Raw genomic sequence first — 16,079 nt, 5'->3', positions numbered from 1 at the left:
TATACCTAAGGTTAACTATACGAAGAGATAATTACGCCCGGAGGCGGAAAACCGCAGGATGGGGGTGATTTTATCGGCGCGGCACTCGCGGCGATTTCACCCTTAACCACTGGAAAATGCTATGACCACTTCAAAGCTCGAAGTTTTAACCCCTGCGAACTGTCAGATTATTTTCATCGACCACCAGCCGCAGATGGCGTTTGGCGTGCAGTCTATTGACCGCCAGGTGCTGAAAAACAATACCGTGGCGCTGGCGAAAGCGGCAAAAGTGTTCAACATCCCGACCATCATCACCACCGTTGAGACCGAAAGCTTCTCCGGTAACACCTACCCGGAGCTGCTGGACGTGTTCCCGGGCCAGGACATCCTGGAGCGTACCTCCATGAACTCCTGGGACGACCAGAAGGTGCGCGACGCGCTGAAGGCCAGCGGCAAGAAGAAGGTGGTGGTTGCCGGCCTGTGGACCGAAGTGTGCAACAACAGCTTCGCCCTGTGCGCGATGCTGGAAGGCGACTACGAAATTTATATGGTGGCGGACGCGTCCGGCGGCACCTCCAAAGAAGCTCACGACTTTGCGATGCAGCGCATGATCCAGGCGGGCGTGATCCCGGTGACCTGGCAGCAGGTGATGCTGGAGTGGCAGCGCGACTGGGCGCGTAAAGAGACCTACACCGCGGTGATGGATATCGTTCGCGAGCACTCCGGCGCGTACGGTATGGGCGTTGATTACGCTTACACCATGGTGCACAAATCCCCGTCTCGCCAGAAGAGCGAGCACCGTACCTTAGCGCCGGTCCCGGCCCGCTAAGCCCCGGCGGCAGGCTGGTCCCTCATCCGGCCTGCCACTGACTGCTTTCTGGAGTTCACTATGAGTACAGGGTTGATATCCCTTGCGGCAGGCGTGCTGATCGGCCTGATGTATGCCGCGCTGAAGGTACGCTCTCCCGCGCCGCCCGCGCTGGCGCTGATTGGCCTGCTGGGAATGCTGGCGGGTGAACAGGCGACGCGCCATCTGCTGGCCCGCGACAGCGTGGCGAGCGTTCCGGCGGTGGTTCACCATCCGGCAGGAGAGTCGTCATGAAGGCCTGGATAATTTCGCTGGTGTGCGGCGTGATGGCTGGGGTACTTTACGCTCTGCTCAACGTCCATTCTCCGGCACCGCCGGTTGTCGCCCTGCTTGGCCTGTTTGGCATGCTGGTCGGCGAACAGCTGATCCCGGTAGGGCGTCGGGTACTGAGTCGCGAACCGCTGACCCTCGCCTGGTTTCGCCACGAGTGTGTGCCAAAAATCAGCGGCACGGCGCCTTCCGCGCCCGTGAAGGAAAACCGCGACGTTTAATGATTTTCTGAGGAATAACAGCATGACGCTGCCGTGGCGCATTGCCATCATCGATGACGAACGTTCTGTCCGCAGCGGGCTGAGTAACCTCCTGGAGTCGGAAGGGTATGCGACCGATACGTTTGATTCGGCAGAGGTGTTTCTGAGCCACCCGTTCGCCCTGTCCGGCGCGTCGCTGGTGATCGCCGATATCAAGCTGCGGGGCATGAGCGGCCTGGAGCTGTTTGAAAAGCTGCGGCTGCTGGCCGCCCCGCCTCCCCCCCGTGCTCTTTATCTCCGGTCATGCTGATGAAAATATGCAGCGGTACGCTCTTGATATGGGCGCCGCTGCATTTTTGCGTAAGCCCATTAACATCGATATTCTGCTGGATCATATTCAGCGGGAGCTGGCCCGCCGACAATAAGGATCGCGGATGAACGAAAACGAGCTGCCTGCATTCTGGCCCGCCCAGGGAAATTTCCATGAAGGGCGGGTTTTTGTCCTTAAAGAGGATGTCATTTTTACCGTGCTGGCGCAGGAGGGAGGGATCTCCTGGATGCACGCGCGGCATCCTCATTCTGGCGGCTCCTTTATCATTGCCACCGCGGTCAGCGACGAAGAGGAAGAGCGGGCCACCCGGCTGCTCAAAAATGAGTTTGCGCTGCGAGACCATCTCCAGGACGGCTGGGCCATCCGCGCCGTGGCCTCCACCCAGTACCGAGGGCGCTTCGCGCTGGTGTATGCCCCGTTTTCCTTCGAGCTGCTGGCGCGACGCGCGGGCAGGGCGATCTCGGGGATCGCGCGGTTTATCGAGCTGGCGATCCAGATCTGCGCGCCGCTGCGCCAGATGCACCTGCAAAACCTGATCCACGGCGATATCAAACCCGGCACCATCTTCGTTCATCACGATTCCAGCTGTCGTCTGGGCAGCTTCGGCCTTTCAGGCAGTATCTCCGGGGCTTTTTCCCAGACCCGGCTGGCCGTCTCGGGCGGTACGCCCGCTTATATGTCTCCGGAGCACACCAACCGCACCCGGCGCGCCGTTGATTGCCGCAGCGATCTCTACAGCCTGGGCATCGTGCTTTATGAGCTGCTGACCGGACGCCTGCCGTTTGAGCTGGCCGCGGAGGAGCAGACCAACTGGGCGCATTACCACATTGCGTCGGAGCCACTTTCCCCCGCCGTGATGCGCCCGGACGTGCCCGGCATGCTGTCGACCATCATCCTCAAGCTGCTGGAGAAGAATCCCGATAACCGTTACCAGACGGTCGACGGGCTGATTGCCGATCTTCGACGCTGTCAGGCGACGTTAACCTGCGAAGGCGAGATCGTCGCCTTTACGCCCGGCCAGCAGGACCGGACGCCGGCGATCCATCTGGCGGACTCCCTGTTTGCGGCGCATCCGCAGGCAAATGACGTTATCGCCGCGTTTGAGCGGGTCGGGCAAAACATTGTGCCGGAGCTGGTGACCATCGGCGGGCCGTCGGGGATCGGTAAATCCTCGATCATCGCCACGGCGCTAAAAACGCTGCAGCAGCGCAGGGTGCTGCTGGCGGTGGGCAAGGTCGATCAGTTTTCGCCGACGTTGCCCTACGGCGTATTAAGCTCGGCGTTTCGCACCCTGACGCTGCACCTGCTCGGGCTGCCCGCTGAAGAGGTGGCGAAGTGGAAAATCCGCCTCTCGCGCGCCCTTGAGGGGTATGAAGCGCTGGCCGTCAGCCTGGTGCCCGAGCTGGGCCTGCTGCTGGAGAGTAAACCCCGCTTCTCGGCGGATACGTTTTCCATTGATGCCCGGGCGCGCTTTAGCCATATGGTGCTGGCGCTGGTCAAAACCTTTGCCTCCCAGGGCTGTCCGCTGGTGCTGGTGCTCGACGATCTCCAGTGGAGCGACGCCGCCAGCCTGCATACGCTGAAGCACCTGCTGATGAACTGCGGCGTTATCCCGCTGCTGGTGGTGGCGGCGCACCGCGATATTGATTCGTTGTCCGACCCGGCGCTACAGCAGCAGCTGGCGAGCCTGCCGGAGGCGGCGCAACGCGCGACGGAGATTGTCCCGCAGGCGCTCTCGGTTAAAGCGGTGGCGCGCTGGCTGGCGACGGTGTTTCGCACCCGCAGCGCGGCGACGACCGACCTCGCCACGCTGATCCACGAAAAAACCGGCGGCAACCCGCTGTTCGTGCATGAGTTTTTCCGCCGCATTGTTGATGACGGGCTGGTGGTCCACAACAAGTATCAGGATAAATGGCAGTACGATCTGCAGGCGATCCGCGCCCGGCATTACACCGAGAACGTCGTTACCCTGGTGCTGGAAAAGCTCGAAGAGATGCCCGACGAAACGCGTCGTCTGCTGGGCAGCATTGCCTGTCTCGGCGGCACGGGGGAGCTGGAAATGATGTGCCGCGTGGTCGGGATGTCGGTCGCGGAAATTCGTTACGCCCTGCACCCGGCGGTGATAGCGCAGCTGATTGTGCTGACGGAAAAAGAGTACGCCTTCACCCACGATCGGGTTCAGGAGGCCGCTTTCGCCCTGCTGGATCAGGGTGAGAAAAGTCACCTGCACCTGACCACCGCCAGCCTGCTGGCCGAGGCCGCGCGGCAGGCGGCGGGCAACGAACTCCTGTTCCGCGCGGTACACCACGTGACGGCAGCCCTGGACAGCATTCAGCCCGCGCCGCAGCGCCAGATGTTCCGCGAGCTGAGCCTGCTGGCCGCGCGGCGTGCGAAGCGCACGGGCGATTACCCTTCGGCGCTGAGCTACATTCAGACCGCCAGGGCGCTGGGCAACGCCGGGGCGGTGTCAGATTTTATGCTCGATATCGAAGAGGCGGGCTGCGAATTTGCGCTCGGCCATCTGGCGCGAACCCGCGAGCTGTGTGACGCCATCCTCGGCTGCCCCGGCGGGCTGACCGAAAAAGCGCTGGCGGCTAACCTGCTGGTGGAAGTGTACATAAGACAGTCGGACAGCCGCCTGGCGCTGGAGGCGGCGCTGTGCTGGCTGGGGATTTTTGGCATCCAGATCAGCCACTATCCGGAAGACGTCGAGTGCGACGAGGCCTGGGAGCGCTTCTGCAACCGCGCGGGCGACGCGCCGCAAAACCTTTTTGTTCAGCTCTCGCAGATGGATAACCCGCAAACCGAAGCGGTGATGAACCTGCTCTACAGCGCCAGCATTTGCGCCAGCTTCATCTGCCCGCGCCTGCACTTTTTGCTGCTCTGCCGCATGATGCACCTGACCCTCGACCACGGCATTACCGGCGCCTCCACCACGGCAATGGCCTGGTTTGGGGTGTTGATTGGTCAACGCTACGCCGAGTACCGCCTCGGGTTCCAGTACGGCACCCTGGCCCGCGAGCTGGTAAACCGCCACGGCTACGATGCGTTTGAAGCCAAAACCCTGCTGCCGCTCGACCAGCTCAGCGTCTGGACCCAGCCGCTGTCCTTCACCATCGAGTGTGCAAAGGCGTGCTTTACCGCCGCCGTGACCCACGGCGATATGACGGTGGCCTGCTTTGCGGCCTGCCACCAGGTGATCAACTTCCTCTCGCGGGGCGATCACCTGGACGGGGTGCTGACCAGCATCGATCGCGGTCTGGCCTTTGTCCGTAAAACCCACTTCCAGGACGTGGAAACGATTTTTATGCTCCAGCGCGGCTACGTTGAGTTTCTGCGCACGCCAACCATCGGCACCTGGAGCGCGTCACAGGTGCTGCCTGAAGCACTGCTCCCCGCCTCGCCGGAGCAGGCCCCGGAGCATACCTCGACCATGCTGTTCTGGTACTGGCTGTATCGCGGCATGGCGCACTTCACCTGCGGGGAGTATGCCGCCGCGCAGGCGGAGCTGGAGCAGGCGGGCTGGTTCGCGTGGTCTGCGCCGGGGCACATCCATCTGCTGGATTACCATCTCTACAGCGCCCTGTCGCTTTCCAGACAGCTGACGCCGGAGACCTTCTCGGCAAATCACCGCCGCAGCATTCACGCCCACTACGACAAAATCGCCCTCTGGGCGCGCATTAATCCGGGCACCTTTGCCGATAAAGAGGCGCTGATTTATGCCGAAATCGTGCGCCTGGACGGCATGAACAGCATTGCGCTTGAGCAGTATGAGAAGGCGGTGCGCCTCTCGCGGGAAGGCGGCTTTAACCCCCTGAACGCGCTGGCCCACGAGCTGGCAGGGCGCTTTGCCCTTGCCTGCGGCTATCCGACCGCCTCGGACGCCCACTTCCGCGGCGCGATAGCCGCCTGGGGACGCACCGGGGCGCAGGCAAAAGTGCGTCAGCTTGAGCAGGATTTCCCGCACCTGCTGAACTCCGCGCAGGCCAGCGCCTACGACACGGTGGCGTTTGCGCAGAATGAGACGATCCGCGATCTGCAAAGCGTGATCAAGGCGTCGCGCGCGCTGTCTGAAGAAATTAACCTTGAGCGGCTGATTGAAAACCTGATGACGCTGCTGCTTGAACGGGCCGGTGCACAGCGCGGCCTGCTGCTGCGCGTGAGCGACAGCCATATCCCGGAGATCGAGGCCAGCGCCTGGACCAGCACCGAGGGGGTACGGGTGCGGATCCTGAAGGAGGCCCCGATGGCGACCGATATGCCGCTGTCGGTGCTGGCGGCGGTGATCCGCACCGGGCAGGAGATCCGCACCGGCAAGCCGGAGGAGTTTCACCCCTTCAGCCAGGATCCCTATCTGGTGACCTCGGGGGCGGCCGTCATGTGCGTTCCGATGTTCAAACAGGCGCGTCTGGTGGGCGTGCTCTATCTGGAAAACCGCCTGATGCCGGAGGTCTTTACCGCCGAACACTCCCGCGTGGTGAGCCTGTTGGGCGCGCAGGCCGCGGTATCCCTGGAGACGGCGCGCCTGTACGCCGAGCTGCTGGCGGAAAACATCCAGCGCCGACGGGTAGAGAAAGAGCTGCGATCCAGCCAGACCTCGCTGATGCTGGGCGAGCAGATCAGCCACACCGGCAGCTGGCGCTGGGAGCTGGAGCAGGATCTGATGTTTATCTCCGAGGAGTACGCCCGCATCCTCGGCCTGCCTGAGATGCAGAAAATGATCTCCATGGCGGAGTTTTTAACCTTCGTTCACGAGGACGACTACGCCCGCATCAGCGCCCTCGTCACCGGAAGCGTGCGTGACGGGCTCTCCATGCGGGCGGAGTTTCGCGTTAAGCGTACCGACGGCTCCACCCGCTATATTCTCGGGATTGGCGATCCGGTGGGCGTGGGCAGCGAAGTGAACGAGTATTACGGCATCATCACCGACATCACCAGCCAGCGCGCCGCGGAGGATGCGATGCGGGTGGCGCAGGCGGATCTGGCGCGGGTGTCCCGGGCGACCACCGTCGGGCAATTGACCTCTTCCATTGCCCATGAGATCAACCAGCCGCTGATGTCGATCGTCTCGAACGCCGGGGCGAGCCTGCGCTGGCTCAACCGGGAGCCCGCCCGGCTGGATAAGGTCCGCGAAGGGCTGGAGGAGATCGCCGCGGAAGGGGCGCGGGCGGGGGAGATCATCCGCAGCATCCAGTCCCTGACGCGCAAGCAGGATCCGACCTTCTCGCGCATCGATCTGCACTACCTGATCCACCACATCATCGCGCTGTCGCGCAGCGAGCTTGAGCAGCGACACATTAGCGTTGATTACCTTTTGCAGGCGCAGGGCAGCTTTATCACCGGCGACAGCGTGCAGATCCAGCAGGTGCTGCTTAACCTGGTGATGAATGCGGTAGAAGCGATGGCCGAGGTGAAAGATCGCCCTTGCACCATCGCCATCGCTACCGGCAATGCGGAGGGGAGGGTGCTCGTGGAAATAGCGGATACCGGCAGCGGTATTGAGCCCGAGCGGCTGGAGAAGATCTTTGACTCGTTCTATTCCACCAAAGCGCAGGGCATGGGGATGGGGCTGACCATCAGCGCCAGCATCATTGAGCGCCACTGCGGGAAGCTGAGCGCGCGTCGGCGGGAGCCGCACGGCACCGTGTTTGCCTTTACGCTGCCGCTTGCCGCGCAGGAGGCGTAGCGGCTATTCCGTCGGCTGGCCCTTGGTCAGGCGCTCAACGGCCCTGACCAGCTCCGCGACGGATCGCACCTGCATCTTCTCCATCACCCGGCGGCGATGGACCTTAACCGTGATCTCACTGACGCCAAGCTCGGCGGCAATCTGCTTGTTAAGCATGCCGCTAATCGCAAGCGTCAGCACCTCGTGTTCGCGCGGGGTGAGGGAGCTGTGCCGCTGCTTCAGGGCGAAATGCTCTTTGTTGCGCACGGCGTTGTGTTCCGCCAGCCTGAGCGCGGATTCGATGGAATCAATCAGCGCGCCGGACTCAACGGGCTTGGTGAGAAACTCGTAGGCCCCGCCTTTGATCGCCCGGACGGACATCGGAATGGTGCCGTGGCCGGTGAGAAAGATAATCGGTATTTCCCGCCCGCTGGCCTTCAGCGCGTCCGCCACGTCAAACCCGGTGATTGTTGGCATCTGCATGTCCAGGATCACGCAGGAGGGCAGCTCCTCAAAGGGATGGTTCAGGAAGGCTTCTGCGGAAGAGAAGCCAAGGGCGCGTAAATCTGCTGATTCCAGCAGCCCGACCACGGACTGCCTGACAGTGTCATCGTCATCAACCACATAAACAATGTGTTCCATTCACCGCCCCGGTGCGATCAGTAAATCATCGAGAATAAAAACAGCCCCCGACGTTTGCGTAAGAGACTGTTTATGCTGACTTTCATCTTAACACATTAAATATCATTATCATTTAACAATATGATAACCATATGAAGTATAGCGAGCCATGGCGGGGCGGTTAAGGAACGAAACGCTGATTTTATGCACCGACCAGCTCAATGCGGTTGCCGTCCGGATCGGCAATCACCGCTTCATAAAAACCGTCACCGGTCATGCGCGGGGCGCTGAGCAGCGTGCCGTTTGCCTGCGCCCGCTCTGCCATGCTGTCCACCTGCGCCCTGCTGCCTACGTTAATGGCGATATGCGCCCAGCCGATGAACTCCGGGTGCGCCGGCGCGCCGGGCAGATCCGGCAGCGTCATCAGCTCAATGGTCGGCCCGTCATCCAGCGTAATAAAATGGGATTCAAACCCCGGGCGGTTTTGACTGACGTAGCGTTCATTGCTGCGGCCGCCAAACACCGTTTCCCAGAACTGAACCTGTGCCTCGAGGCTGCGGGTCCAGAGAGCGACGTGTGCAATATTCATAAGATCCCTCGTTATTTGTCTGTGAGGACTTTCACCGGTAAAACAGGCTACACTCTGGTTTTGAGCGCTAAATGCTGAGGACATAACAATGCACTACACACTGAAAGAAAGCGACAAGGAAAAAGCGGAAGGGTCAAACGGCGCGGGCGCGCTACAGCAAAAGCTGCTTGAGTCCCGTTCGATTGTTATCTCCGGTGAGATCAACCAGGAGCTGGCGCAGAAGGTCATCACCCAGATGATCCTGCTGCAAAGCGTGAGCAACGATCCGATCAAGCTGTACATCAACAGCCAGGGCGGCCACGTGGAAGCGGGCGATACCATCCACGACTTCATCAAGTTCATCCGTCCGGAAGTGCACGTGATTGGCACCGGCTGGGTGGCGAGCGCCGGGATCACCATCTTCCTGGCGGCGAAAAAAGAGCACCGCTACTCTCTGCCGAATACCCGCTTTATGATCCACCAGCCGCTGGGCGGCGTGCGCGGCCAGGCGTCGGACATTGAGATCGAAGCGCGTGAGATCATCCGCATGCTGGATCGCGTGAACAAGCTGATCGCTGACGCTACCGGCCAGCCGCTGGAAAAAGTGAAAAAAGATACCGACCGCAACTTCTGGATGTCTCCGGCAGAAGCGCTGGACTACGGCATCGTCGGCAAGCTGATTACCCATTATGACGAGCTGAACCTGGACTAAGTTTGGCCCGCGCGTGCGTCGGGTGGGGCGCAGCCTTACCTGACCTACGCGCCCACGTTTGACCCACGACAAGTTCCCCCTCTGCCTTCTTGCCTATAATCGCGCCTGTTTCCCCTCTCACTGGTGCTGACCATGGCGTATCAACTGAACCTGAACTGGCCGGAGTTTCTCGAGAAATACTGGCAAAAACAACCCGTTGTGCTGAAAAATGCCTTCCCGAATTTTGTCGATCCGATTACCCCGGACGAGCTGGCTGGGCTGGCGATGGAGCCGGAAGTGGATAGCCGCCTGGTGAGCCATGCTAACGGCAAGTGGCAGGCGAGCAACGGCCCGTTTGAGCATTTTGACCATCTCGGCGAGACCGGCTGGTCACTGCTGGCGCAGGCGGTGAACCACTGGCATATGCCTGCGGCGGAGCTGGTACGCCCGTTCCGCGTGCTGCCGGACTGGCGTCTGGACGATCTGATGATCTCCTTCTCCGTCCCGGGCGGCGGCGTAGGGCCGCATATCGATCAGTACGATGTGTTTATCATTCAGGGAATGGGCAGCCGCCGCTGGCGCGTGGGCGACAAGCTGCCGATGCGCCAGTTCTGCCCGCATCCGGCCCTGCTGCACGTGGATCCGTTCGAGCCGATCATCGACGAAGATCTTGAGCCTGGCGATATCCTCTATATCCCACCTGGATTCCCGCACGACGGCTTTACCCATGAGACCGCGCTCAATTACTCCGTCGGCTTCCGCGGGCCAAACGGCCGGGATCTGATCAGCAGCTTCGCCGACTACGTGCTGGAAAACGATCTGGGCGGGGAACACTACAGCGATCCGGATCTGACCTGTCGCGAACATCCCGGGCGCGTGGAGCAGTACGAGCTGGATCGCATTCGCCAGATGATGATCGACACGATCGGCAAAACGGAAGATTTCACGAAATGGTTTGGCAGCTTCGTCTCCACGCCGCGCCACGAGCTGGATATCGCCGCCGCTGAACCGCCGTATGCGCCGGAAGAGGTGCTGGATGCGCTGCAGGGCGGTGAAACGCTGTCACGCCTGAGCGGCCTGCGCGTGCTGAACGTTAACGGCAGCTTCTTCATCAACAGCGAGCAGCTGGAAACAGTGGACGCGAAGGGCGCGGATGCGCTGTGCCGCTACACCGAGCTGGGCCAGGCCGAGCTGGGTGACGCACTGAATAATCCGGCGTTTGTGGAAGAGCTGACCGGATTGATTAACCAGGGCTACTGGTACTTCGACGAATGACGAAGGGCGGCGTTTAGCCAGGCTAAACGCCGCGTTGTTCAGACCAGCATATTGCAGGCTTTCCAGTAGTTCAGAAGCCGTTCATCATCGCGTTCTTTTTCGGCTTTGATCTTCATCGCCTGCGCCAGATTTTCCCGCGACACTTCATGCCCTTTTTGGACAATATCTAATACCGCTTCACCAAGGGCCTGTGAAATTTCAGCCCGATTATTACGAATCGCCATAAATGCCTCCTCGTGGTTTGCGTTAATTAAATTATGAAAGAGAAATAACGAGCTGGAAATAATTCATCTAATTCTTATCAGGAACAGTGTAAATAGGAATCGCCAAATAGACTGAATAAGTGATTATGTCAATGATGTTTCAAAATGCTAATACAGGCCGCAAGCAGATTTTTATACGCTACAGTTAATGACGTGCAACAGCCATATAACCGAAACAGGAGAATCAACATGGTAGATAAAAGCGCAATTAAGGATCATACCCAGGTTGTAGCCAGCTGCGGTACGCATGTCGGCGTTGTGGACCATCTGGACGGCGAGCGCATTAAGCTTGCGAAAAGCGATCCTGAATCCGGCGGCAAGCATCACTATATTCCGCTCGGCTGGGTCGACAAAGTGGATGATAATAAAGTTATTCTGACCAAAGACCATAACGCGGTCTTTGCTGAATGGCAGGAAGCATAAATATATTTCTTTCCTGAAAATATATTATCAGGCTCCGGCTCAGGCCGGGGCTTTGTGCTATTAAACCCGCATTAAAAACGCCGCATTGCCGCCACGATAAATGAATGGTACTGTTTCCCTTCGTCTTTTATCCGATGCAGGCTCCTCACGATGCGCCAGAATGCAAATACCCCAGCGAAACGCCTTTACCTTGTGGCGGATTTTCAGGTATTTGGCGAGCGCTACGGCATCGACTACCATTTCCCGCAGCTCAAGGAGACGCAGGCCACCAGCCCGGTGCTCCGCGGCGATGTGGAGGAGATGACGCTCTCTTCAGGGATTTCCCTGACCCATTCCGACGTTCACGTACTGCAGCCCTACGAAACCACCTCCCGCCACAGCAGCCCGCTCTATATGCTGGTGGTGCTGGAGGGATGCGTCACGCTCACGCTCGGGGATGATGAATACGTGGTGCGATCCGGGATGGCGTTCAGCGCCCGCCTCAGCGAAGAGCAGGTGATGGGCGCGCGACACGATGCCGACTGCACCCTGAAGACGCTGTCGTTCGGCGTCTACCCTTCCGATGCCAGACGTGAAGGCCTGCTGGAGTCGCTGCTTCTGGAATGGCAAAACCAGAAGATACCGGGGTTTATCTGGCAGGTTCCGGACCACGTGCTTTCCGGCATTGAGCATGCGCAACGGCAGGGGGTAAGTGCGCTCTCCCGAAGGCTGCTTCTGGAAGGGCTGATGTATCAGCTGCTGGGACATGGCCTGAGCCAGCGCCAGCAGCATGGCCTGTGCCGGCCAGAGCATGCGCGTCTGGAACGCGTGCGGAGCATGCTGGAACAGTCGCCCGAACTGAATCACACCCTTGCCGAACTGGCCGCCCTCGCGGCAATGAGCCAGAGCAGCCTGCGCAGCAAGTTTCGTCAGCGCTACGGCTGTACGGTATTTGATTATCTGCGCGACTGCCGCCTTTCGCTGGCGCGCCGCTACCTTCTTGAAGGCTACAGCGTGCAGCAGGCGGCGTGGATGTCCGGCTACCAGCATGCCACCAATTTCTCGACCGCGTTTCGTCGCCGCTACGGCGTCTCTCCCGGCGAAGTGCGCCAGCCGCGCTAACCCATTTTTTCTGTTCCTGCGAACGCGATCCGTGCGGTTTGCCATCGCGCATACGAAACCTGGCGGCGCGCATAGCTGTTTGCGGAATGAAAAAGGTAATAATTCTTATTAACAATAAGAAATGCCTTTGGAGAGGATCATGTTTGCTAAGTCGCGTCTGGCACTGCTGGTGGGATGGGTTACCGGTAGCGTCGCTTTTCCTTTGCTGGCACAGGATGCCCAAAAAACCGAAACCGTTGTGGTTACCTCGCAGATGCAGTCAGCCGCCACCAAAATTGAAACGCCGGATATTGAAACCCCGCAGTCGGTCTCTGTCGTCACCCGCGAGCAGTTTGAAGAGCAGGGGGCCACCAGCGTGCGTCAGGCGGTGAGCTATACGCCGGGCGTGTACAGCAACCAGATTGGGGCCTCAAACCGCTTCGACTACATCGTGCTGCGCGGCTTCTCTGACGGCAGCCTGGATAATATCTACCTCGACGGCCTGAAGATGATGGGGGACACCAATTCCCACAGCTCGCTGGTGGTCGATCCGTGGTTCCTGGAAAACGTTGAGGTGGTCCGCGGCCCGGCCTCCGTGCTGTATGGCCGTTCATCCCCCGGCGGGATCGTGGCGCTGACCTCCCGTAAGCCGTCGTTCGATCCGGGCGGGGAGATCAAGCTCTTTGCCGGGAATAACGACCAGCGCGGGGCGATGTTTGACGTCACCGGCCCGCTGGACGATAACGACCGCGTGGCGGCGCGCCTCAGCGGCATGACCCGCTACGCCGATTCCCAGTTCGACCCGCTGAAGGAGGAGCGTTACGCGCTGATGCCGAGCCTGACCTGGCGCATCACCGACAGCACCCGTCTGGATTTGATGGCCTACCTGCACCGGGATCCGGAGGGCGGTAGCCACTCCGGTCTGCCGTATGAAGGCACCGTCGTGCCGCACCATGGCAGGAAGATCGCCAACACCTTCTATGAAGGGGAAGACGATTACGACAAATACGATCGCCGCGAGAATATGGTGGGCTACAACTTCGAGCATATGTTCGATAGCGGCTGGTCAGTGCGCCAGAAGCTGCGCTACCTGCATACCAAAGTGGAGCTGAATCAGGTGTATGCCGCGGGCTGGCTGAACGACAGCGAACTGAACCGGGGCTACTCCGGCTCTGACGAGAAGATGAACGCCATCACCCTGGATAACCAGGTGGACGGCAGCTTCGACACCGGGGCGGTGAACCATCGGGTGCTGATCGGCATGGATTATCAGGATCGCACCAACAACGTGACGGGCTACTACGGCGGCTTCCCGCCGATCGACGCCTTCCATCCGGCGTACGGCGCGAAGCCCGACTACATCACCCAGTACAGCCGGGAAAAGCACAAGCTGCGCCAGACCGGGTACTACCTTCAGGATCAGATGTCCATTGACCGCTGGCGCCTGACGCTGGGCGGACGGTACGACCAGGTGAGCGTGTCGAATATCGACAACTTCAACCATACCCGCAGCGATCTGGACAAGAACAACTTCAGCAGCCGCGCGGCGCTGCTGTATCTGTTTGATAACGGCGTTGCGCCGTACGTGAGCTACTCTACCGCCTTTACGCCGACCAGCTTTGCCGACGAGCAGGGTAAGATCCTTGATCCGATGAAGGGCAGGCAGTGGGAAGCGGGCGTCAAGTACGAGCCGGAGGGGATGAACAGCCAGTTCAGTGCCTCGGTGTTCCGCATCAACCAGAAGAACATCGCCACCAAAGAGGAGCCGACCGATCCGTATCGTTCCATCGGTGAAATCGAATCCGAAGGCGTTGAGCTGGAGGCGATTGGCCAGCTAACCGACAGCCTGCGCGTGCAGGCGGCGTATACGTATACCGATATTCGCTATAAGAAGAGCAGCCCGGAAGAGGAGGGCAAGCGCGCCGTCTATGCCCCGCGCAATATGGCCTCCGCCTGGCTGAGCTACGACGTTAAAACCGGTCCGCTGGACGGCCTGACCGTCGGCTCCGGCGTGCGCTACGTAAACGGTATTACCAGCGATCGCCAGAACACCCACACGCTGCCGTCCTATACGCTGGTGGATATGGTGGTGGGCTACGATCTGTCGAAGGTGGGGCTGAAGGGCGTGAGCGCGCAGCTGAACGTCAATAACCTCACGGACAAAAGCTACGTGGCGGCGTGTAACTCGCTTTCGTACTGCTACTTTGGCGCAGAACGCAGCATTGTGGGCAGCGTTTCCTGGACGTTCTGAGGCGTTAGCCCCTTTTCGCCCTCTCCCCGTGGGAGAGGGCCGGGGTGAGGGCATCAGGCCGCACTACTCCTCCATCGCAATCACAATCGCTTCCCCCATTTTTCTCAACGCCTCGCGATGCTTTTCCGAAGGCGGTAACGCCACGTTGATGCGCAGGCAGTTGCGGTACTTGCCGGAGGCGGAAAACAGCGACCCGGCCGCCGCCTGGATCTTCAGGCGGCACAGCTGCTTGCTCACGCACACCATATCTACCTTCTCCGGCAGTTCGACCCAAAGCAGGAAGCTTCCCTGAGGCCGCGTGACGCATATCTCTGCCGGAAAATATTGCCGCACCCAGCAGGTATAGGTTTCCATATTTTGCTGATAAATCTGGCGCATACGCCGCACGTGGCGATGGTAATGCCCGTCGCGAATAAAGGCCGCCACCGCCATCTGCGTACCCGGCACGTTGAATCCGCCGGCGGCATACTTCATGTGCATCACCCGGTCGTAATAACGGCCCGGAACAATCCAGCCGACGCGCAGCCCCGGCGCCACGGTCTTGGTAAACGAGCTACACAGGATCACGCGGCCGTCGATATCCATGGAGTGAATGGTGCGCGGACGAGGGTATTCTGCCGCCAGCTCGCCGTAGATATCGTCCTCCACAATCACAATATCGTGCCGCTGGGCGAGCACCAGCACCTGCTTTTTCCGCGCTTCAGGCATGATAAAGCCGAGCGGGTTATTGCAGTTGGGCACCAGGATCGCCGCCTTGATCGGCCACTGCTCCAGCGCCAGCTCCAGGGCTTCGATGCTGATGCCGGTTTCAGGATCGGTAGGAATTTCAATCGCCTTGATGTCGAAGCCGCGCAGCATCTGCATGGTGCCGTGAAACGACGGGGACTCGACCGCTACGATATCTCCCGGCTTGCAGATCGACAGCAGGGCGATAGACAGCGCGCCGTGGCAGCCGTTGGTGATCACAATCTCGTTTGCCGCCACGGTGGAGCCGCCGTCCAGCATCAGGCGGGCGATCTGCTCGCGCAGCTCCAGGCGCCCGTCTAGCACGTCATAGCTCAGCATCTCGCCCGGATTGTGCTGCGCAATGCGGCTCATCTCGCGCCAGAGCGGCTTCAGGCTCGGCTGGTTAACGTCCGGCGAGCCGCCGCCGAAGGAGATCATCTCTTTATCGGCGCGGGCGTCCAGCAGCATCATCACCTCATCCCACTGGGTAACGTCCACGGGGCGCTGCACCGGGCGCGTCATCGCCGGTACGGGGGGGCTGAGCCTTCCGTGTTGAAACAAAATAGCCGGAACGCGGCCGGGGCGTGATGAGCTGGAGGTTTTCAAGGATGTGATAGGCCTGCTGTATGGTGCTGATGCTTACGCCGTGCTCCTGGCTCAGCGCGCGCACCGACGGCAGGCGTTCGCCGCTGCGGTACAGCCCTTGCTCGATGCGTTCCGCCAGAAGATTGGCCAGATGCTGGTAGCGCGTCATGCTGTATCCTTTGTTATTACCATACAGTTTAATAAACCAGTACAGATTGCTGCAAAAAACGGCAAGCAGATACCGTTTTAGCGGATCTGTATGTTAAACAAAAGGTGTTTTTTA

12 protein-coding genes and 2 pseudogenes are annotated in these 16,079 nt (G+C 60.1%); 10 read left to right on the top strand and 4 right to left on the bottom strand.

The genetic code is table 11. From position 1 onward, the window contains the following. Positions 1-121 precede the first annotated feature (121 nt). From HWQ14_RS01910 to HWQ14_RS01890, 5 genes and pseudogenes are all read left to right on the top strand, one after another. Positions 122-808: a hydrolase gene (locus HWQ14_RS01910; protein WP_148422098.1), complete on the top strand. Its 687-nt coding sequence runs from the start codon at positions 122-124 to the stop codon at positions 806-808. 60 nt (positions 809-868) lie between these two features. Next, positions 869-1,081, top strand: coding sequence for a DUF1427 family protein (locus tag HWQ14_RS01905; protein ID WP_029882206.1), 213 nt, complete (start codon positions 869-871; stop codon positions 1,079-1,081). Then, complete coding sequence (locus HWQ14_RS01900) at positions 1,078-1,338, top strand: XapX domain-containing protein (protein WP_176608805.1); 261 nt, start codon at positions 1,078-1,080, stop codon at positions 1,336-1,338. Before HWQ14_RS01905 ends, HWQ14_RS01900 begins: the two co-directional genes overlap by 4 nt. Positions 1,339-1,360: 22 nt before the next feature. Continuing rightward, positions 1,361-1,742 (top strand): annotated as a pseudogene (locus HWQ14_RS01895) (response regulator transcription factor). Between the two features lie 9 nt (positions 1,743-1,751). Continuing rightward, positions 1,752-7,334 carry a trifunctional serine/threonine-protein kinase/ATP-binding protein/sensor histidine kinase gene (locus HWQ14_RS01890; RefSeq protein ID WP_176608804.1) on the top strand — a complete coding sequence of 1,861 codons (5,583 nt, stop codon included), beginning with the start codon at positions 1,752-1,754 and terminating at the stop codon, positions 7,332-7,334. Positions 7,335-7,337: 3 nt separating this feature from the next. Here HWQ14_RS01890 and HWQ14_RS01885 read toward each other — a convergent pair whose 3' ends face one another. Both HWQ14_RS01885 and HWQ14_RS01880 read right to left on the bottom strand, forming a co-directional pair. Next, a complete protein-coding gene (locus tag HWQ14_RS01885) occupies positions 7,338-7,955 on the bottom strand; it encodes a response regulator transcription factor (RefSeq protein ID WP_148422094.1) in 618 nt (205 codons plus the stop codon). A gap of 181 nt (positions 7,956-8,136) precedes the next feature. Continuing rightward, positions 8,137-8,523 carry a VOC family protein gene (locus HWQ14_RS01880; protein ID WP_176608803.1) on the bottom strand — a complete coding sequence of 129 codons (387 nt, stop codon included), beginning with the start codon at positions 8,521-8,523 and terminating at the stop codon, positions 8,137-8,139. A gap of 88 nt (positions 8,524-8,611) precedes the next feature. On the opposite strand from HWQ14_RS01880, the gene HWQ14_RS01875 reads away from it, so the two are divergent. Continuing rightward, positions 8,612-9,214 (top strand): ATP-dependent Clp protease proteolytic subunit, encoded by a 603-nt coding sequence (locus HWQ14_RS01875; protein WP_148422090.1) that lies wholly within the window; start codon positions 8,612-8,614, stop codon positions 9,212-9,214. Positions 9,215-9,346: 132 nt separating this feature from the next. Next, a complete protein-coding gene (locus HWQ14_RS01870) occupies positions 9,347-10,468 on the top strand; it encodes a cupin domain-containing protein (RefSeq protein ID WP_176608802.1) in 1,122 nt (373 codons plus the stop codon). Between the two features lie 38 nt (positions 10,469-10,506). On the opposite strand, the gene HWQ14_RS01865 is transcribed toward HWQ14_RS01870, so the two are convergent. Further along, a complete protein-coding gene (locus HWQ14_RS01865) occupies positions 10,507-10,692 on the bottom strand; it encodes a DUF2767 family protein (protein ID WP_148422086.1) in 186 nt (61 codons plus the stop codon). 228 nt (positions 10,693-10,920) lie between these two features. Here HWQ14_RS01865 and HWQ14_RS01860 point away from each other — a divergent pair, with 228 nt between their 5' ends. From HWQ14_RS01860 to foxA, 3 genes are all read left to right on the top strand, one after another. Then, complete coding sequence (locus tag HWQ14_RS01860; RefSeq protein WP_176608801.1) at positions 10,921-11,154, top strand: DUF2171 domain-containing protein; 234 nt, start codon at positions 10,921-10,923, stop codon at positions 11,152-11,154. 150 nt (positions 11,155-11,304) lie between these two features. Further along, on the top strand, positions 11,305-12,255 hold the full coding sequence (locus HWQ14_RS01855) for a helix-turn-helix transcriptional regulator (RefSeq protein WP_148422082.1): 951 nt from the start codon (positions 11,305-11,307) through the stop codon (positions 12,253-12,255). 121 nt (positions 12,256-12,376) lie between these two features. Beyond that, positions 12,377-14,485 (top strand): ferrioxamine B receptor FoxA, encoded by a 2,109-nt coding sequence (gene foxA / locus HWQ14_RS01850; RefSeq protein ID WP_176608800.1) that lies wholly within the window; start codon positions 12,377-12,379, stop codon positions 14,483-14,485. A 63-nt stretch (positions 14,486-14,548) separates the two neighbouring features. Here the strand turns inward: foxA and HWQ14_RS01845 are convergent. Further along, positions 14,549-15,965 (bottom strand): annotated as a pseudogene (locus HWQ14_RS01845) (PLP-dependent aminotransferase family protein). Between the last annotated feature and the right edge of the window lie 114 nt (positions 15,966-16,079).

This window comes from Enterobacter cloacae, assembly GCF_013375935.1.
Classification (GTDB): domain Bacteria; phylum Pseudomonadota; class Gammaproteobacteria; order Enterobacterales; family Enterobacteriaceae; genus Enterobacter; species Enterobacter pasteurii.
This window is presented reverse-complemented; position numbering and strand designations above follow the sequence as displayed.

Bases quoted from the DNA above. Each gene is read 5' to 3' on its own strand.
- HWQ14_RS01910 (WP_148422098.1), top strand. From the start codon at position 122: ATGACCACTTCAAAGCTCGAAGTTTTAACCCCTGCGAACTGTCAGATT.
- HWQ14_RS01905 (WP_029882206.1), top strand. From the start codon at position 869: ATGAGTACAGGGTTGATATCCCTTGCGGCAGGCGTGCTGATCGGCCTG.
- HWQ14_RS01900 (WP_176608805.1), top strand. From the start codon at position 1,078: ATGAAGGCCTGGATAATTTCGCTGGTGTGCGGCGTGATGGCTGGGGTA.
- HWQ14_RS01890 (WP_176608804.1), top strand. From the start codon at position 1,752: ATGAACGAAAACGAGCTGCCTGCATTCTGGCCCGCCCAGGGAAATTTC.
- HWQ14_RS01885 (WP_148422094.1), bottom strand. From the start codon at position 7,955: ATGGAACACATTGTTTATGTGGTTGATGACGATGACACTGTCAGGCAG.
- HWQ14_RS01880 (WP_176608803.1), bottom strand. From the start codon at position 8,523: ATGAATATTGCACACGTCGCTCTCTGGACCCGCAGCCTCGAGGCACAG.
- HWQ14_RS01875 (WP_148422090.1), top strand. From the start codon at position 8,612: ATGCACTACACACTGAAAGAAAGCGACAAGGAAAAAGCGGAAGGGTCA.
- HWQ14_RS01870 (WP_176608802.1), top strand. From the start codon at position 9,347: ATGGCGTATCAACTGAACCTGAACTGGCCGGAGTTTCTCGAGAAATAC.
- HWQ14_RS01865 (WP_148422086.1), bottom strand. From the start codon at position 10,692: ATGGCGATTCGTAATAATCGGGCTGAAATTTCACAGGCCCTTGGTGAA.
- HWQ14_RS01860 (WP_176608801.1), top strand. From the start codon at position 10,921: ATGGTAGATAAAAGCGCAATTAAGGATCATACCCAGGTTGTAGCCAGC.
- HWQ14_RS01855 (WP_148422082.1), top strand. From the start codon at position 11,305: ATGCGCCAGAATGCAAATACCCCAGCGAAACGCCTTTACCTTGTGGCG.
- foxA (WP_176608800.1), top strand. From the start codon at position 12,377: ATGCCTTTGGAGAGGATCATGTTTGCTAAGTCGCGTCTGGCACTGCTG.